The 19,346-nt window shown below is 41.0% G+C and carries 10 protein-coding genes and 3 pseudogenes; all 13 read left to right on the top strand.

Annotated elements, in window-relative coordinates; translation table 11 throughout:
• The first annotated feature begins 30 nt into the window (after positions 1 to 30).
• The 13 genes and pseudogenes from AC1DCD_RS09185 to AC1DCD_RS09125 all read left to right on the top strand — a co-directional run bounded on the left by AC1DCD_RS09185 (position 31) and on the right by AC1DCD_RS09125 (position 18,912).
• Positions 31 to 2,049 (top strand): Eco57I restriction-modification methylase domain-containing protein, encoded by a 2,019-nt coding sequence (locus AC1DCD_RS09185; RefSeq protein ID WP_464641078.1) that lies wholly within the window; start codon positions 31 to 33, stop codon positions 2,047 to 2,049.
• Positions 2,049 to 5,408 (top strand): DEAD/DEAH box helicase family protein, encoded by a 3,360-nt coding sequence (locus tag AC1DCD_RS09180; RefSeq protein ID WP_353585682.1) that lies wholly within the window; start codon positions 2,049 to 2,051, stop codon positions 5,406 to 5,408. The genes AC1DCD_RS09185 and AC1DCD_RS09180 overlap by 1 nt, the downstream gene beginning before the upstream one ends.
• 116 nt (positions 5,409 to 5,524) lie before the next feature.
• Positions 5,525 to 5,899 (top strand): annotated as a pseudogene (locus tag AC1DCD_RS09175) (ISAon1 family transposase N-terminal region protein).
• Positions 5,865 to 6,857: pseudogene (locus AC1DCD_RS09170) on the top strand (ISAon1 family transposase). The pseudogenes AC1DCD_RS09175 and AC1DCD_RS09170 overlap by 35 nt, the downstream one beginning before the upstream one ends.
• Positions 6,847 to 7,590: pseudogene (locus tag AC1DCD_RS09165) on the top strand (peptidoglycan DD-metalloendopeptidase family protein); the annotation flags it as partial. The pseudogenes AC1DCD_RS09170 and AC1DCD_RS09165, both read left to right, overlap by 11 nt.
• 914 nt (positions 7,591 to 8,504) lie before the next feature.
• Positions 8,505 to 10,859: a TonB-dependent receptor domain-containing protein gene (locus tag AC1DCD_RS09160; protein ID WP_019036169.1), complete on the top strand. Its 2,355-nt coding sequence runs from the start codon at positions 8,505 to 8,507 to the stop codon at positions 10,857 to 10,859.
• 145 nt (positions 10,860 to 11,004) lie between these two features.
• Entirely contained in the window at positions 11,005 to 11,133 is a 129-nt protein-coding gene (locus AC1DCD_RS09155; RefSeq protein WP_308533048.1) for a hypothetical protein, read from the top strand.
• A 1,078-nt stretch (positions 11,134 to 12,211) separates the two neighbouring features.
• Positions 12,212 to 13,207, top strand: a complete 996-nt coding sequence (gwsG, locus tag AC1DCD_RS09150; RefSeq protein ID WP_036855682.1) for a grasp-with-spasm system ATP-grasp peptide maturase — start codon at positions 12,212 to 12,214, stop codon at positions 13,205 to 13,207.
• On the top strand, positions 13,191 to 13,403 hold the full coding sequence (locus AC1DCD_RS09145) for a hypothetical protein (protein ID WP_019036738.1): 213 nt from the start codon (positions 13,191 to 13,193) through the stop codon (positions 13,401 to 13,403). The genes gwsG and AC1DCD_RS09145 overlap by 17 nt, the downstream gene beginning before the upstream one ends.
• 5 nt (positions 13,404 to 13,408) lie before the next feature.
• Positions 13,409 to 14,458 (top strand): grasp-with-spasm system SPASM domain peptide maturase, encoded by a 1,050-nt coding sequence (gene gwsS / locus AC1DCD_RS09140; protein WP_162149458.1) that lies wholly within the window; start codon positions 13,409 to 13,411, stop codon positions 14,456 to 14,458.
• Positions 14,449 to 16,644 (top strand): peptidase domain-containing ABC transporter, encoded by a 2,196-nt coding sequence (locus AC1DCD_RS09135; RefSeq protein WP_464641074.1) that lies wholly within the window; start codon positions 14,449 to 14,451, stop codon positions 16,642 to 16,644. Before gwsS ends, AC1DCD_RS09135 begins: the two co-directional genes overlap by 10 nt.
• A gap of 65 nt (positions 16,645 to 16,709) precedes the next feature.
• Positions 16,710 to 18,344 (top strand): DUF6734 family protein, encoded by a 1,635-nt coding sequence (locus AC1DCD_RS09130; RefSeq protein WP_464641072.1) that lies wholly within the window; start codon positions 16,710 to 16,712, stop codon positions 18,342 to 18,344.
• 250 nt (positions 18,345 to 18,594) lie between these two features.
• Positions 18,595 to 18,912, top strand: coding sequence for a transposase (locus tag AC1DCD_RS09125; RefSeq protein WP_464641070.1), 318 nt, complete (start codon positions 18,595 to 18,597; stop codon positions 18,910 to 18,912).
• Positions 18,913 to 19,346 lie beyond the last annotated feature (434 nt).

The raw sequence follows: 19,346 nt of genomic DNA, 5'->3' as shown, positions 1-19,346 counted from the left end.
TCCTTTCTTTTTATATAGACTTATGAAATTATGTGCCTGAGAGGAGAGGGCTTGCAACTGGGTTTTAGGACTGACCCAAATAAATTGCTGCAAGATGAACCGGGACTGCTTGAAGTACTCCTCATCGACCATACCACCCGAAATAATATCTTTTGGGCAACGGACTGCTATGCCTACTACGGTCAAGGATATGAATGGCATGACAGCATAACCGTGGAGACCATAACGGGAAAGCATGGCAATGTCATCATGCCACGTGCCCTAAAGAGCCGCGATGAACAGCTGCGCCGCTCACGGCAGATGGCAGAGGTGTTTACACCGGCATGGATTGTGAGAAAGATGACTGATGTAATGAACAAGGAATGGACAGCCTTTTATGAGGAAAAGAAGAAAGATGCATGGCAGGGCTATGTGCTTGCCACCGTATTGGAGATAACCTGTGGAGAAGCTCCGTTCCTCTCCTCTCGTTATGATACTGTCTCGGGCGAACTTATCCCTATGGCAGAACGGTTTGGCGCGCTCGATAGGAAGCTGCGCAAGGTGAATGACAACTGCTCAGACGACGAGTGGACGCATTGGGCACTTTTGGCTTTGGGCAGCGTGTATGGCTATGAGTGGCAGGGAGACAACCTGCTGCTGGCGCGCGAAGCCTTGCTTGCCACCTTTAACGAGTATCACGAGCAACGGTTTGGCACAAGGGCGGATAGCTCAACGCTGCTCAAGGCGGCAGAGATAGTGTCGTGGAATGTTTGGCAAATGGATGGGCTGAAAGCTGTTGTCCCCTGTTCTTGTCATGATAACAGACAAGTAGTCAGCGACTTCTTCGTAGGACAGACCACCACCGTAACCCCCTGCCTTGGTTGCGACAAGAACGACATTTTGCTTCATAATGGTTTGCGTTGCCTGCTGCGACGCTGGCTGCCATCCAGCTGCGATATGCCCGACCACTTCGACAGCACTTATCTCGACTTTATTACCAAGAACTATAAAACTCATAATAAAACTAAATGGCCTATGAAATTCGATTTCGTTATTGGAAATCCACCATTTAATGAAGATACAGAAGGTACATCAGATAAGCCTATGTATAATTACTTCATGGATAGTGCATATCAAGTTTCGCCTAAAGTTCTACTCATTACTCCTGCACGATTTCTTTTCAACGCAGGCAAAACACCTGCAAAATGGAATAACAAGATGCTCAAGGACAAGCACCTTAAAGTCTTTGATTATTACCAAGTGAGTGGCAAAATTTTTCCAAATACAGATATAACAGGTGGAATTGCCATTACTTACCATGATAAAACAAAAGAGTTTGGGTCTATTGATGTCTTTACGCATTATCCAGAACTAAACTCCATATACCATAAAGTTGCACCTGCCGTAAAAGAACACTCGCTGTGTGATTTATTCTATATGCAAAACAAATTCAAATTAGACGTACTCTATAAGGACTATCCACAATATAAAGATATAATAGGAAGTAATGGAAAAGAAAAAAGATTAACGGCTTCCATTCTTTATCAATTAGGTTTATTCAAAGATATAAAGAATAATGACAATTGCGTAGCAATTATAGGAGTCATAAACAACAAACGGGTTCGCAGGTATATAGACATTAAGTATTTGGACTTACGTAAAACAAATTTAAAGTTTTGGAAAGTTCTTGTACCAAAATCAAATGGATCTGGAGCATTGGGCGAAGTATTATCTACACCGTTAATCGGCGAACCGTTAATCGGCGAACCGTTAATCGGCTATACACAAACTTTTCTTGGAATTGGCGCATTTGAAAAAGAAGCCGAAGCTCAAGCTGCATATAAATATATTACAAGTAAGTTTGCCCGAACTATGTTAGGTATATTAAAGATAACACAAGATAATCCACCAGAAAAATGGAAGTACGTCCCTCTGCAAGACTTTACTTCTTCCTCCGACATCGATTGGACGAAGAGCGTGCATGAAATAGACTTGCAGCTTTATAACAAATACGGGCTGACCATTGAGGAGCGCAACTTTATAGAAACTCATGTAAAGGAGATGGTCTAATGAAAACACCGAATATACAAACCACCCGCGTGGCTCTGCCACAGATTTATGCCTACACCACGCCAGAGATAGCCCGCCATAATGGCTGGGTAAAAATAGGCTATACGGAACTAAAAGATGTGGAAGTCCGTATTAAGCAGCAATGTCACACGGCGAATATTGCCTGGGTATTAGAATGGTATGGTAATGCGGTGTATGAAGGCTCTAATCAGAGTTTTATTGACAAGGCTTTCCATGCCTATTTGAACAAGCTGGGATATGAACAGAAGCCCCAAACGGAATGGTTCAAGATAGGCACTGAGGAGTCGCGCCATCGCTTTTATGACTTCCGCGCTAACCATGGTGTGGTAAAAGGCAAGCCCACTCAGCAGTATCAGTTACGAGACGACAGCCAAGGGGAAGCGGTGCGTAAGACGGTGGACAGCTTTACCAACCGCCCTCAGACCGAATACCTTTGGAATGCTAAGCCTCGGTTTGGCAAGACGCTGGCAGTCTATGACCTGTGCCTGCGCATGAAGTTCAAGAATGTGCTCGTTGTTACCAACCGCCCTGCCATTGCCGATTCGTGGTATTCCGACTACTTGAAGTTCGTGGGGGACGAACACTATCTTTTCGTCAGCCGTGTGTCTGCCCTCCTTGAACGTAAGGATGCGCCTTGTCTCACGCGCCAGCAATATTTGGAATATATCACGCAGCCAGACAGGGTGAAGAACTGTATAGAGTTCGTAAGTCTGCAAGACCTGAAAGGCTCTATCTATTTCGGCGGAAGCCACGACAAGCTGGGAGAAGTAGCACAACTCAACTGGGACTTACTGGTCATCGACGAAGCCCATGAAGGGGTAGATACCTATAAAACAGATGTTGCTTTCGACCAAATCAGGCGCAAGCATACCCTTCACCTCAGCGGTACACCATTCAAGGCATTGGCCAACGAGAAGTTTCCACAGGACGCCATTTTCAACTGGACGTACGCTGACGAGTGCAAGGCAAAGGCATCTTGGGACGAAAGCCGGGGCACCAACCCCTATGCCGAAATGCCACGACTCAATATGTACACCTATCGCATGAGCGATATTGTGACGGAAAAGGTACGTGAGGGTGTGGAAATAGATGGCGAAACCGAGGTGTATGCTTTTGACCTGAACGAGTTTTTCAGAGTTGAACGTGGGCACTTTGTTCACGAAGAAGCAGTAGATAAGTGGATTGATGCATTGAGCCGTCAACAGCGTTATCCTTTCTCCACTCCAGAATTGCGACAAGAATTGCGCCATACTTTCTGGTTGCTCAACCGAGTGGACTCTGCTAAGAAACTGGCAGAGAAACTAAGAGACACCCAGCGTCACCCAGAATTTGCCGACATCGAGATTATCGTTGCAGCTGGAGACGGAAAGACCGACAACGACGAAGTGATAGAGGACGAGAATTCGCTCAACCGTGTGCGCAAAGCCATCGCTGAGCATCCACAGGGAACTATTACCCTTTCGGTGGGGCAGCTCACAACGGGCGTAACCATCCCAGAATGGACAGCGGTATTGATATTGAGCAATATGAAAAGTCCTGCCCAATACATGCAGGCTGCTTTCCGTGCACAGACACCTTATTTATATGTAGATACCAATGGGGTGTATCATCGTAAAGAGAACGCTTATGTCTTCGATTTCGACCCAGCAAGAACCCTGACCAATTATGAGGAAATGGCGAATGGACTTTCAGCAGATACGGCTTCAGGAGGTGGCGATAGCGACACTCGCAAACAACATATAAGGGAGCTTCTTAATTTCTTTCCTGTTATTGGCGAAGACGAAGACGGCGAAATGATACCGCTCGATGCCGAACAAGTGATGCTTATTCCGAGGAAGATACGCTCCAAGGAAGTGGTGCGTAGTGGCTTTATGAGCAATTTCCTCTTTGCCAATATCTCCAGCATTTACAGTTGTTCTTCTGGTATTATCAACATCATCAATCAATTCACCCCAGTAAAGACACCTAGGAACAGCGAGGTAGACGCCAACGAGGTGGAGGAGCTTTCGCACGATATGGACGAGGAGGGCAATGCGCAACCCGATCCTGCAAAAGTTGCAGTGGTGAAAGAGAATCTGTTCGGTGATAAAATATATGGAGAGCCTAAAGATAATCTTGATGGCTTCATAGCAGAGAGCATACAAAGATACAGTCAGGCCAAAGAGCGTCAAGGTAAGAGCGCCGAAGAACAAATGATAGACAATGTGAGCAGTCATCTTACATCCGTATTACTCTCTGCTGCCGATAAGGGAGCGGAAGAAGGACAGGAGGACAAACTGACGAAACGCAATCAAGGCATGGCATCCGTCCGCATCAAGAAAGCAGTTAATGAGCAAATAGGCACCCATTGCCATCAGGCATCCATCGACAAGAAAAAGATAGACCGCCAGTGTGAATTGGATTATCAAGGTAAGACGACCCAACAGCAAAAAGACATCAAAAATAAGGCAGAAGCTGATAAAAAAGCCATTGATGATAATTTGGCCAACACCATCCAAGATAAGGCGAAAGACTTGTTGGATAAAGGTTCTGAAATTATTGCCGACACTTATGAACAACAGCGTATTGACAAAAAGAAAGTTAATACGGACGAGCTGATTCGCGATCATCTTCGTGGCTTCTCACGCACCATTCCCTCGTTCCTGATGGGCTATGGCAACGAGGAAACGACCTTGCAGAACTTCGACAGCCATGTGCCTGACGAAGTGTTCCTGGAAGTGACCAGTATCACCAAGGAGCAGTTCCATTTGTTGCGTGATGGTGGAGACTATACTAACGAAGAGACAGGCAAAGCAGAACACAGCCCAGGCCATTTTTTCGACGAGGTGGTGTTCAATGATTCTGTGCGTGAGTTCATGACATTGCGTAAGCGGTTGGCCAACTATTTTGACCCGGAGATAGAGGAAGACATTTTCAATTACATTCCCCCGCAGAAAACCAATCAGATATTTACACCGAAATCAGTAGTAAAGAAAATGGTTGACTTGTTGGAACAAGAGAATCCAGGGTGTTTTGACGATCCCAGCAAGACTTTTGCCGACCTCTATATGAAGTCGGGACAGTACATCACGGAGATAGTGAAACGTCTTTATAATAGCGAAGGACTACGCAAAGCCTTTCCTGATTCAGAGACACGTCTGCGTCATATCTTCAACCATCAGGTGTATGGGCTGGCACCCACGGAGTGTATTTATCGTATTGCTCTGCGCTACATCCTTGGCTTTGACGACACCATACACATTGCCACAGAGGAACATCATCTGCGTATGGCGGATTCCTTGCCTGCCGCGAAAAACGGAACAATGGAAGAGCTCTTGGATAACATCTTTAAGGGCTGAAACATAGAAAGGCAGAAATTCTTTATGATAAGCTATAAAAGGCTCTGTAGAATTTTTCTGGGGAATAATTTGCTATTTATCTTAATAATTCCGACCTTCGCATCATGGAATAAAATATGTTACGTACCTTGGCAACTCTTGTATTGCCCAGTAAAATATTAGAGTTTTTTACTCTTGTTTCTGTCCGTAAGGTCGGATCAGAGTTTCATATTAGTCTTGACGAACGTATGGACAAGACTTTGGCGGATGATGCCAACTTCGAGTCCAAAGGATTCATGGAAGCAGTAAATATAACCGACTTTCCGATCCGAGACCATAAGGTTATATTGAAAGTTCGTCGAAGACGATGAACGGACTTGCTCACGGGCAAGAGTTTTACGCCTCCCATCGCTTTAGACATGGTAGCTCAGGGCACCCGTTACTCCAAGGAATGTGGAGCTTTTTTAAAAGAAACGTATGGAGACATCTCCCGTGACCTGCCTTACGCTTGAGGATTTCTATCATATTGACGGACATACATTTGAGAAACAATATAAGGAGGTTCTAAGCGATTTCCGTCAATGGGACCAGGCAGAACATACCGATGAGTGGCTGCTATTTCCTGACAACATCGGCCCCTCTCTGGCTATTGATGAAACTTCCCTATCTAACGGCGAGCTGTACACTTTCGTGACCAACCGTGCAGCAAGGACACGGGAAAGAAGTATCGAGGCAGTAGTTGCAGGGACAAAGTCAGAGGAAGTCATAGCAGTACTGGATAGGATTGATGAGGAGAAACGCTCCTCTGTTGAGGAAATCACCCTGGACCTGTCCAACTCCATGCGCAAAATAGCCAGAAGGTTGTTTCCCAACGCCAAGCGTGTAATCGATAGGTTCCATGTACAAAAGTTAGCATGCGATGCCGTACAGAAATTACGTATCAAGTATCGCTGGGATGCAATACAGCAGGCAAACGACGAAATGGAAGAGGCAAAGCTCTGCGATAAACCATACAGCCCATACCGATACACTAATGAAGATACAAGAAAAGAGTTTCTCGCCAGGTCAAGATATCTGCTCTTCAAGTCCGCTGACAAATGAACAAAGCGTCAGAAACTGCATGCTAAAATTCTTTTTGAACAATATCCGGACATCCAAAAGGCATACGGACTGTGCCATTCACTGTGCATGATTTTTGCCAAGAACACCATCAAGGATGCAGCAAGACTTTCCATGGCAAGGTGGTACAATAAAGTTGAAGAGGCAGGCTTTCATTCATTCAATGTCATTGCTGCCACATACTACGAACATTATGATGAAATATTGAACTTCTATAATAACAGGTCTTCGAATGCCATGGCAGAATCGTTCAATACCAAAATCAAACTTTTCCGAGCTAATCTAAGAGGAGTAGCAGACAAGAAGTTTTTCCTATTCAGAATTGCAAAACTATACGCCTATCCCCACTGATTTTCTACTGAGCCGGAAAGACCCAGTAAAGCGATGCACTGCTTTCCATAACGGTATCGACCTCGAATGCAACCATGCACGGGTCTATGCGATGCTGCCCAGCATCATCAAGGAAGTTCACTATGGAAATAAAGGTTACGGTAATTCTATCGTGCTGGTCATGGTACCTTTGAGTGTCTGTACGGACACCTTGATCAAATCACCGTAAGGGAGGGCGATGTGGTGTCGGCAGGAACCATCGTTGGAATTTCTGGGAACACGGGCAAAAGTACCGGCCCCATCTTCATATCCGAATTAGGAAAGCTGGGAAGAGCATCGATCCACATATTCTTATTAACTATATCAATGGCTATATCACGCAGCTACAGGACAAGATGGCATACGTCAGATTCGGGACAAAGCCCAACAAAGAATTGAACCTCGAAAACCTGATGGTCGTTCTCCGACAGTATGATGTGAAATTTCCACAAATAGTGGCAGCGCAAGCCATGTTCGAAACAGGCTATTTCACTTACCGTATGTGCCTTGAAAACAACAGCCTCTTCGGGCTTTGCCGCCCCAGCGATGGCAGCTACTATGCCTTCTGCTCGTGGGAAGAGAGCGTCAAAGCCTATAAAGATTATGTGCAGTATAAATACAAAGGTAGTAACTACTATGACTTCCTATATAGACTGGGATATGCAGAAATAGAGGATATATCTCAAAGTTGATAAGCCTTGAAAAGAGTTTTTAAAAGCCAAAGATTCTATTCGGCGAAATCAAGGTCAGTATAGTCGAGAGACGCATAGCACAGAAGAAGATTTACATTGCGCAGAGAAACTTGGATGGACTGAATCTTAGACTCTCTGCTAAAGGGTGATAGATGCTACATAGGAAGTAATACAAAAAATATAATTCTTCTATAAATCAGACGGTTACATTCAATCGACAGGTGTGAGACTTTGTTATGATACAATTTTGCAGGATTATAGTATAGCAACAATCCATAAGTAGCTGATATTCAATATTGTCTATTGTATGATGGTGCCCACCATTCGCTTTTTTTGAATTTAATAAAAGTAAATTAAATAAAAATAGTTATAAAAAATAAAAATATATAAGAAAAATTTTGTATTATTGCAAAATTAATGAGGTTAATATCTAGTGAAGGAAGTTTTTTCTTAAATTGGATTCATATTAGCCTGACAGTTTTTAACAAATGACTGCCCTCCATGAGTACAATAATCAAAATTAATATAACTAATAATAAAATAGGTGAACAAATCTAATTTATACAAAACAAGTATGAGTATATGGAATTCTCGTTCTACTATCAATTACGGGAAAACCAAGAGTATTGGAGTAAACCGACGTATAACACTTGAACTCAAGAGGGGGATTTTGCGTAGGCAAAAAGCATTGTTGCTGCATGTGTTGCCATACCGTTCTCTTTACCTTCTTCCCCACCCTATATTCCCCTCACTTGAACATTGCAGAAACTCCTTGAAGAATATTGAGACCAAAATGGATAAGACTGCGAGTCAGTGCAAGCTATATCTTTACCATCGACAGGGTGTTGTCAGACATCAAAATAGCCTCCATGTTAATACCTTGAACATATTGAGTATTTTTGCTTTCTTACCCATCTAACTTTCTAGATTATTTATTATGAGACTTAAATATATATATTCTTTTGCTTTATTAATGTTGGTACCTTCTTCAGTTCTTGCACAAAATACTGTTACAGGTAAGGTAGTAGGCTCTTCTGGAGAAGCACAAGATGCGATGGAACTTATCTTATGGCAAGATAGCGATATTGTTAAGAGGGATTATACTCAGCCAGATGGTACATTTTGCATCAAAGATTTGAATGGTTTGTATCGCCTTCAGATTGCCTCTTTGGGTACCATTGCTATTGACACTGTATTTGTTGCTGACAAGGATGTTAACTTAGGTGTCCTTCAGATTAAGAATGAATTTAGTCTTAATGAGGTTACTGTGAAAGGTACCCGAAGAGTAATAAAAAAAGAAGTAGATAAGATAATCTATAATGTATCGCAGGATGAGTTTGCCCAGAATAAGAGCGCAATGGAAGTCTTGAAAAAAACTCCTAGAATTACGGTAGATGAGTCTTCTGGTACCCTGCATATGATTGGAAGAAACGGAGTCAAGGTGATGTGTGATGGAAAACTCATCAGTACAGAAGAATCAGCCACCTTGATAAAAAACCTTCGTTCTTCAGAAATTGAAAAGATAGAGGTTATTGCTATCCCTTCTGCTAGATACAGTGCCAATGGCAATTACGGCATGATAAACATTATTTCTAAGAAAGACCCTACTAAAGGTCTTCAAGGTACATTGAGCAATGATCTTATCCGGAGTAACCGATGGATGGAAAGCCTTTCTGGAAATATCAACCTGAATTACAAGAAATGGCAATTCCGCATAGGAGTGCTTCCTGAATATATGAGCGGGACCAATGAGTTACAGGAAAGTTACATTTATTCCGATCATGAGATTCAGCGCAACCAGAATTTGGAGATGAAAGTGAAACAGGTTTCAGCCAATACTATCATCAAATATCTGCCTTCTGATAATGTTGAATTGGGAGTAATACTCAATGCAGGGGTAAGCAAGGTTCATAATAAAATGTGGCAGTCTACTCTCAATAACATTGCTGAATTAAAGAGCACCTCAATAGAGACGAGTTCTGTCAACAAACCTCTGAAGAAGAATTTCACCTTAACTGTTTATGGAGATTTCAAGTTGGACTCTCTCGGGAAAAAAATTAATATAACTTACAATAGTCACTATCGCAATCAGACGATTCATGATGATAATACATCTCTTGTCAATGATAGCAATATGACATTTCAGAATCGAGGCCTATATCAATTCCGTGCCAATTCCATTCTATTGAATATGGAAATGCCCTTCCGTAAAGGTAAGCTGGAGTTTGGCCTGAATGACCAGTTAGTGAATAATGACAGCCGCCTAAACTATATTGGTGACAGATATACAATCATCGATGAGACGACCGACGATTTCAAATATAAGGAAAATGTGGCATCAGCTTACGTCTCGGCTACTTGGAGTGTGAGCCCTCATTGGGTGTTGAAAGGCGGATTACGCTACGAGTACACCAATCTAAAGGGTGAAACAGGTAATACTAGTACGAAGATGGAACAGAATTATGGAAAGTTGTTTCCTACAGCCTTTGTCATGTGGTCTCCTAGCGACAATCATCAGTTCACGCTAAACTACAGTCATAGAATACAGCGTCCTTATTTTGAGGATCTCAATCCAATGGTGCGCTTCTACGACGTGAATTATTATTCGGCTGGCAATCCTAATCTGAAACCGGAAGTTTCCGACAATATGGAAATTGGCTATACCTTGAAAGGCAATTTGAATATCATAGCTTGGGGCAACCACATTTCCGACTGCTTTGACTATGTGCCTATCGTAAATGCCGATGGCGTAAGATCCGATATGTCTCTCAACAGCAACAAGGTATTGAAAGGTGGTTTCACCGTAAGTTACAATTGGATGCCTTTCCAATGGGTAAATGTCTATATGCAGGGAAGTGCGTTCTATAGTTCTACAAAATGTACAATGGCTGAACTAAATATCCCCAACAAAAAAGGTTTCGGCGGTTCATTCAACGTCTATACAGGACTGATGCTTAACAAAGCACATACATTGATGGCGGAGATGTCGTACTATCAATTGCTACCATCCTGCGACAACCTAGTGTTCACTCACGGCATGGGCAACTTTACGGCCGGCATACGCTATAGTATGTTGAATGACCATCTTGCGTTCTCATTGCACGCCAATGATATTTTTGATCAGAATATTTCGAAATCGACCCGATACTTTGATGAATATAAGTTTAAATCGAAAGCTAAAATACATGCCCGCAATATCAATCTTACGGTAACTTGGAACTTTGGCAAAACGGGTGTACATGAAGTAAACCGACAGACAAAAGATGTACTTGGCAATCGAGATAACAAATAAAATAGCAACACTAGATTTCCGGAAAGTATAGTAACGATGGCTAATGGCGAGACCATCAATGTTTTCAAAACTTGCCGTAATTAATTTAATAACAATTATGAAACTTAACAAATTTAATTTGAATGACAAAATGAACGTTGAAGAAATGCGTCAGGTCAAGGCTGGTAGTGTATCCACTACTTCAACAGGATCAGATGGATCTTCAAGTTCTTCTTCTACTAAGTGCGGATGGGATTCAGATAAGGGCGGTTCAGCTCACGATACTGGCTTCTAAATATAGTTAATATGCGGCAGATATCTCTGCCGCATATTTAACCTAGAAACAGACATATCAAAAAATGTCTCAGTGTATATAAAATATGGAATATCGATAGTCTTGTTGTTAACTTCAATAATAAGACCTTCATAAATACTTAAAAAAGATATGGCAAACATCTAATTAAAGCTAGCTATACAGCAAGGTTACGGTATAAACATCTACAAGGAGATTGTGACTACTATAGTACGAGAGTAGGGCATAATGCTATCATGTGAGGAACACAAGCTTCACAGTCCCACAAGCTATTGTCAGTTGATACAGATAGTCGCGGTTTATAGGAACAGCACAGTGATAGTACTTGAGGCTGGCAATATTAAAATCCATGCTATTTTTAGTCAAACTCTTGACAAAAGCAGCAGAAAACTCTTAAACATGTTCTGCAATGGATTTAAATTTCCTTAGAGAACTTCGAGGCTGTTCGCCACATACGGTAAAACTCTTTGTCCATGAAATGCTCCTTGCTTGCATCGGTAAATGAATGAGTATAAGCTATATGAGTTTAAGAAGAATAGTGTAAGTCTCCTTTTAGGATGGTCACACTAACTTCCTATATTGACAAAATTGTGTGTCATAGCGAAATTTGGGTTATGAAAGATTGTACTTGTGAAGACTTGATAGACGAAACTCCCATCTGCTGCTCATCTTTGCTTCAGGGTAGGATACTCGAGTAAAAAACAAAGCACAGGTAAGGAGAACGGACAAATCACGATACCAAGCATGTAAGTACAAAACTCTTGGATGCTCTGTTGGTTGCATTACATACGAAGGGAAGAATCTTACAGGAACAGCACGTATCCAATCATAAAATAGATTCCGAAAGCTGAGAGGTTAAGTTGCTAATATAAGAACATGCATATGAAATTCCTATTCTACTATATAATAAATATAGATGTCAAGCCGACCTATGCGGTTGCACTTATCTCTCAAAAAGTGAAGGCTGTTTTTTTACCATTATCATAGGAGTGAGTGAAATATTAATAATAATACTGTAATAACCAAAAATGGCAAATAATTTTTACGTATCAATAAAACAATGATATTAATTTTCTCTATTAATCACGATGCATCAACAAATCAGGTCATCGACTGGCTTCATTATTACAACGAAGATGTGCTCCGTATAAATGGTGATGACAGCTGTTATAGTTATGTGGGTTCTGATGAACATGAGATACTATTCCGCAATAATCTTACAGGTAAAGTCTATAATTTAAAAGATGCCAAGGCATGTTGGTGGAGAAGGACAGCTTTACGGTTTGAGCAGCTCTATTCTAAGAAGAAAATTGAGAAGGCATGTGAGGGAAAGCCAAAGGTTTACAATAAGATATTCAAAGATTATCTTCGGGATGAACTCTCTAGCCTGCAGGAATATCTATTTGATGAGCTTTATCATTCTATTCCCATTAATCTGGGTGGACCAAAATATGATCTCAACCGAATGAAAGTGCAACGTCAAGCAAGAGCTTTAGGGCTTAAGACCCCAGAATTTCGTATTATCACGAATGGCAAGCAGCTGGAAGAATTTCGCAAGAAAGAGGGCAGAGTGGTAACTAAGGCCCTCAGCGAGTCGATTTATAACGTATATGATAATAAAATGTATTATGGTTATACCGAAGAGATTACGTCTATTTTCTGCAACGATAACATCGGCAATAATTTTGCTCCGTCACTGGTCACCAAACTCTGCGAGAAGCGATTCGAGGTAAGAGTGTTTTATCTTGATGGAAAATTCTATCCTATGGCCATCATTTGTCCGGTGTATAACAATGGAGAAGTCGATTTTCGCATTCATCCGCCCAAGTTGGAGGTACCATATAAATTACCTGCAGATGTAGAGCAAAAACTGGACAAGCTCTACCGTCAGCTCGGGCTAAACACTGGTTCTGCTGATATAATGGTTAATACAGAAGATGAACATATCTTTTTGGAAATCAATCCTGTAGGTCAGTTCGGCATGACTAGTATACCTTGTAATTATAATTTAGAACGCGAAGTTGCTTTATATTTGAAAAATGGCAAAACTACATGAAATAAAAATGTCAGGCAAGGATATCCAAGGATATTCTTTAGCTTTTGTCAGGCTGTATTACAGCAAAGTGTCTTCAGATGAAGATGACAAGTACAAGATATTCTATAATCCTGTAAGGCAGTCGAATACCTATTCCTGTAATATAATTGATATGCCGATATCCAAGATTTACAAACCTTTCGAAGAAAAGAAATGATATACATGAATGAAAACTACTATTTTGTCATGTATACGACGTGTCGTCTTACGCATGGCAAGCGGCAGAGCCTCATAGTTGACTATGCAGGAGATGTTTCCTTCCATATCAGTCATCAGTATGAGCAGCTTATCCGCATGGCCGATCGTCATCAGCTCAAGGAAACCCTCGCTCAGCTGGATGATCAAGAATCGAAAAATTACTTCCTCGAATTTGTCGATTACATGGTCACTCATCGTATGGCAACTCTAGTAAAAGACGAAGCTGCTTTCCCAAAGATGTCAGATGAACTCAGCTATGAGGAATATAAATTGAGAGATGTTATCTGGGATATCGATAAGAATACTACGATAGAACTTGTCGATAAGATACTAGAACGTCTTAGTCCTGTAAATTGCAAAATCGTACAGATACGCCAGAATACACTGCTCGATACTCCTATACTGGACCACATTCTGGAGGGGCTTAAGAATACTGGTGCCATTTATGTAGAAGTGCATGCAACGATTAATCCAAAACTGGATGTTCTTTATTTGGAAGATTTCATCAGCAGAAATGCACTGCTAAATAATCTCTTCCTCTATGGAAGCGAAAAAGAGACTTTTCATTCAGTCATGAAGAAGCATCCAGGATATTCATCTTTTTGTGTGGGGACCATCTTCTACAAGGACTTTGATTTTGATGGTGGAAATTCCTGCGGTACGATATGCATGAAGACCCTTGACTTCTCTGGGTACTGGACCTACGATTTGATGAAGAAAAAGAATGGATGTCTCTACAAGAAGCTATCTATAGACGCTCAAGGTAACTACCACAATTGTCCTTCGATGCAGACAACTTACGGTAATGTCTTTAGCAAGAGTATTGACGAGGTGCTTCAAGATTCGAATTTTTTATTCTGGTGGAACCTGAATAAAGACAAAATCAAAGTATGCTGTGATTGCGAATATCGCTACAATTGTTCCGATTGTAGAGCCTTTACAGAAAATCCTAGCGATCCATATAGTAAGCCTTCAAAATGTCATTATAATCCATATAGTAATTTATGGTCTTAAATAAAGTCTTTCGCAAATTCCCGTTTATTGCCCAGCATGACGCTATGGATTGCGGACCTGCTTGTCTGGCCATGATTTCCTCATATTACGGTAAAGATTATGGATTGCAGTATATGCGCGATTGCTCTTACCTTACGAGGGAAGGAGTGAGTTTGGTCGGTTTGACTGAAGCTGCAGTGACCATAGGCATGAAGTCGGTCAGCCTGCGCATCACCGCAAAAGACTTGGTAACAGCCGAACTATATCCAGTAGTGCTATTCTGGAATGCCTGTCATTTCGTAGTGCTTTATGCAATCACAAAGGCAAAGCGCTCACAAAAATACATCTTCCATATCGCTGACCCAGAAGTTGGTCGTATCAGTGTACCTGAGGATGAATTCATGCTATCTTGGGGCGATCAAGAAGGCAAAGGCATTGTGTTCGCACCTCAGCCTACAGAGGAATTTTATACTAAGGAAGTTGGAAAGACGTCAAGTTCACCAGTATTTTTTTTGAAGAAGTATGTAACCGTTTACGGTAAGGAACTGGCTAAAATTGGCGTTTGCTTAGCATCGGTCAGTGCTTTGTCGCTGACATTACCTTATCTTGCCCAGATTCTTATCGATAAAGGTATCACAAACAAGAATTATGGAGTGTTAAACATGATACTTTTTGCCCAGTTATCTATCTATCTGGGGACGGTATTAATAGAAGTGATACGCAACTGGGTAGTACTCTATACCGGTACAAGGATTAATATAGACATTATCACCGATTTCTTCGTGAAAATCATGAAGCTCCCGTTGAGATTCTTTGATACTAAATTCCTTGGTGATTTCTATCAGCGAGTGCAAGATCATCAGCGCATTAAGGATTTTCTGACATCACAGAGTATGACTACTATTTTCTCGATTGTTAGTTTCATGGTATTCTTTTTTGCGCTATTTAATTACAGTGGCACTTTGCTAACAGTATATCTATTGTTTACCTTGGGATCTATTGTCTGGGCACAGTTTTTCTTTCATAAACGGGAAATGCTAGATTACTTTCGATTCAAAAATAGCAGTATGAACCAGCAGGCTATCAGTGAGCTGATTTATGGTATTCGCGATATAAAAGTCAATAATTTCGAGAAATATAAGATTAATCAGTGGCGGGAAATCCAGAAGAAAAACTATTTCAATAATCTGAAGTCACTTAAACTTGACCAATGTCAGTTGATGGGATTTGAATGCATCAATCAAGTGAAAAATTTGCTCGTGACTTATATTGCAGCTCGGGCTGTAATACAAGGAAATATGACCTTTGGCGGAATGATGAGTGTATCCTATATCATCGGTCAGATGAACTCACCTATCACTCAGTTAATCAATTTCTCCCGTGGATTCCAGGATGCCAAGCTCAGTATATCCCGTTTGGCAGAAGTACAGAATCTAAAGGAAGAGGATGAGGGCACTACCCTTAGTTTACCCAATAAGCTATCAGAAGGTATCCAGTTGCATCATGTAGGATTTCAGTATGAGGGGTCATTGTCTCCGTTCGTGCTTCACGATATTAATCTGAATATTCCGTTAGGCAAAATGACCGCCATTGTAGGAGCTTCAGGCAGTGGCAAGACTACGCTGATGAAACTGCTTCTTAAATTTTATCAGCCAAGCGAAGGTCTGATTACCGTCAATGGTATGCCACTCAACGAAATCATTTCTAGCAACTGGCATGATAAATGTGGGGTAGTGATGCAAGACGGTTATCTCTTCTCCGATACTTTTGCAAGAAATATCTCCACGAATAAAAAGATAGAACAGGACAGACTGGAAGAGGCTATGAAAGTTGCCAATATTAAGAATTTCGTGGATACCTTGCCGCAGAGGGAATACACCATGGGAGGAAGTATGGGCAACGGTATGTCTGGTGGGCAAATGCAACGCTTACTTATCGCTAGAGCTATATACAAACAGCCAGAATTTATTTTTTTCGACGAGGCAACCAGTGCCCTTGATGCAGAAAATGAAAATGTCATCCAGCATCAGCTGCGAAAATTCCTCCGCAATCGAACGTCTATAGTCATCGCACACCGTTTGAGTACGATTAAGAATGCTGATCAAATTGTAGTACTCTATCATGGTCACATCATGGAAATTGGCAATCATAACTCGCTTATCAAAAAGCAAGGTTATTATTATAATTTGATACAGAATCAACTATAGAACAATATGATGAATAATTTCATACGGGATAAGAAAGGATTTATCATAAGATATGCCATACCGCTATGTCTTATTGTATTTCTCGTCATGGTATTCTTGCTGATGTGTATGAAAGTAGACGGAACTCCATTATTGCAGATAATCAAAAATTACTATATACAATGAACTACATACAAACATTTTACCCTCAGGGAAAACCAGTGTTGGAGAATGGATACGGTTGGCTGCGACCAGAATACAATTTGATGAGCTGGGCTTTGAGTTGTCTACAGCTAAGAAAGATCTATGACCATGTTGACCTGTATACCGATAATATGGGTAAAAGTATCCTCATCGATGAACTGGGCTTGCCCTACAATAAGGTATATACCGATTTCAATGAATATGATCAAATTGACCAGCACTTGTGGGCATTGCCGAAGATTTACACTTATTCAAAGCAGCAGAATCCATTTCTCCATATAGATGGAGATGTATATCTCTTCGACAAACTACCAGAAAAGTTCAATCAGTCAGAATTGATAGCTCAGAATATGGAATATTCATCCAAATACTATTTGGATACCATGGTTCAGCTAAAGAGACATTTTACGTACATCCCCGAGGTCGTTAAGAGCGATTTTAATTCAGATAAGTCTTTTTTAGCAGTAAATGCTGGTATATTAGGAGGTAATGATGTCATTTTCTTTAAGAATTATACAAAGGAGGCTTATACTTATATTAAGAGAAACCAAAAACATCTAAAGGAAATTGATGCCGATAAATTTAATGTATTTTTCGAGCAGCATCTATTTTATGCGTTAGCTCATAAAGCTTGTAAAAAAGTATCCTTGCTCTTTGAAGATTTGGAAAATTCATATGGTTATACACATCTTGCTGATTTCCTAGAAATCAACAATCGAGTGAAATATATACATCTGCTTGGTAATTTCAAGCGAGATGAAGATCTTTGTCTCCAGATGGCTATCACATTGCGTAATCTTTATCCAGAATATTATTATCGCATCTGCCGTCTATATCATCGCAAGCATCTGCCGTTTTGCATTACAACGCCAGAAATAAATAGCTGTAGCATCGAAGAATATCATCAGATCTGTCTGAATGCCTATCATGGAAATAAGATTTCAAACACTCAGCACCATGTAGCCGATGCTTCAAAAGAGATGGAATTACTTACTAGAACAGAAATCGGCCGACAGCATCCTGAAAAATTGGATAAGTTTGCAGACGATGTTAATAAGATTTGCAAGAAGTTCTGTCATTTGAGCAAGGAATTTGTTTATGGCCGCGATTTGGAATGTATGAGCTGGCAGGATAAAGCTTCCCGAGGAGATAGAATTACTATATCCAAGGAAGCCTGTATCATAACATCAAGTTACAATTGGGGCGGTAAGCTGAATCAGCTTCGTAGGAGTTCGATAGAATATTACGAGCGAGTCAACTTTGACTTAGAAGGAGAGTATTATTGTATTGTGGTGCCAGAGCTTCTAGCTAAGGGATATCAGATACATGATATTGATGATGTAGAGCTCTGCATATTCGAGGAATTACATGAACCAAAGACCCTGGAAGAATTACTCGATTCATGCACCAAATATTTTGATGATGAAATCATAAGAAAGAATTATTTGAAGTATGAGATTTTTATCGGTACACTTATCAAGCGTCTGATAAGCATCAAAGCTATTCACAGTATATAGGACCTGCTAATAAAACTCAAAGTAATGATAATTAGAAACTTATGTTATGACAAATTTGTTCAATTGACGAAAAATGATTTTCCTTGAGTGTTAAAAGCATTAAGAAATGGCATACAATGCTACTTGCAACATTGTAATCACGGTCTGTTTGCCTCCTAGGAATCTATCTTGGATTGAGTGTGTCCAATAGGTGGGTCAAACTCGGTGGCGGGCTTCCTTGGGACAAGATAGAGAAGGAATACAACAGCGTTTGAAGAACAGTCGTAACAGTTCTAACAACAAGGCGGTTCGTATGGCTGTGGATGCCCTAATAATGAAACACGTGGAAAAGTTGAGCGTCAAGAATACGGTTTTGGCCATTCAGGAAAATCCTTACATGCAATATTTGCTCGGTCTGGAAAAGCTCACTGAGAAGCAAGCTTTTGTACCAGAACAGTTTGTCCTAATTCGCATGGGGCTTAACCATGATTTCTTTTACATACTGACCTCGCTGATGGCGAAAGCGGACAGAAGCATGCCAAAGAAGAGACGACCGATGAAGACGACAACGACTGCGGGGACACTTTGAATACCGATGGCACATACAGCGATACTGAGATTCGCTATCCGACAGCTTACAATATTTAGGAGAACGGTAGCAGGCTGATATACTGTCTGCTATACAAGTTCTGCAGCCTTCACAAAATCAAGAAACTTCAGATTTATCAGCCGCATCTTCGCCCCATTGTCAAGGGAAAGGTAAAATCCAAGGTAGAGTTCGACGCGAAGATTGGTGTCTGTATAGTAAATGTTGGCGTAATGGACATTTGGTAGGCTGAAAAAGCTCCAAATGTTCGTAATGGACAAATGGTAGGCTAGTTCTTTCCAGTCTACTTTATTATATTCAGAAATATTGCTGTCCGGTAAAACTCAAAAGGGCATAAAAATCCTCCCCGAAGCCCAGTAAAATTGGACTTCGGGGTTTATTTTTTCAAAAGTAAGCCCCCTAATCGAAAAGACTTG

The organism is Prevotella sp. C0209C1, assembly GCF_056583855.1.
This window is presented reverse-complemented; position numbering and strand designations above follow the sequence as displayed.

Excerpts from the sequence above, each read along its gene's own strand:
- AC1DCD_RS09185 (WP_464641078.1), top strand. The coding sequence starts at position 31 with ATGTGCCTGAGAGGAGAGGGCTTGCAACTGGGTTTTAGGACTGACCCA.
- AC1DCD_RS09180 (WP_353585682.1), top strand. The coding sequence starts at position 2,049 with ATGAAAACACCGAATATACAAACCACCCGCGTGGCTCTGCCACAGATT.
- AC1DCD_RS09160 (WP_019036169.1), top strand. The coding sequence starts at position 8,505 with ATGAGACTTAAATATATATATTCTTTTGCTTTATTAATGTTGGTACCT.
- AC1DCD_RS09155 (WP_308533048.1), top strand. The coding sequence starts at position 11,005 with ATGCGTCAGGTCAAGGCTGGTAGTGTATCCACTACTTCAACAGGATCA.
- gwsG (WP_036855682.1), top strand. The coding sequence starts at position 12,212 with ATGATATTAATTTTCTCTATTAATCACGATGCATCAACAAATCAGGTC.
- AC1DCD_RS09145 (WP_019036738.1), top strand. The coding sequence starts at position 13,191 with ATGGCAAAACTACATGAAATAAAAATGTCAGGCAAGGATATCCAAGGA.
- gwsS (WP_162149458.1), top strand. The coding sequence starts at position 13,409 with ATGAATGAAAACTACTATTTTGTCATGTATACGACGTGTCGTCTTACG.
- AC1DCD_RS09135 (WP_464641074.1), top strand. The coding sequence starts at position 14,449 with ATGGTCTTAAATAAAGTCTTTCGCAAATTCCCGTTTATTGCCCAGCAT.
- AC1DCD_RS09130 (WP_464641072.1), top strand. The coding sequence starts at position 16,710 with ATGTCTTATTGTATTTCTCGTCATGGTATTCTTGCTGATGTGTATGAA.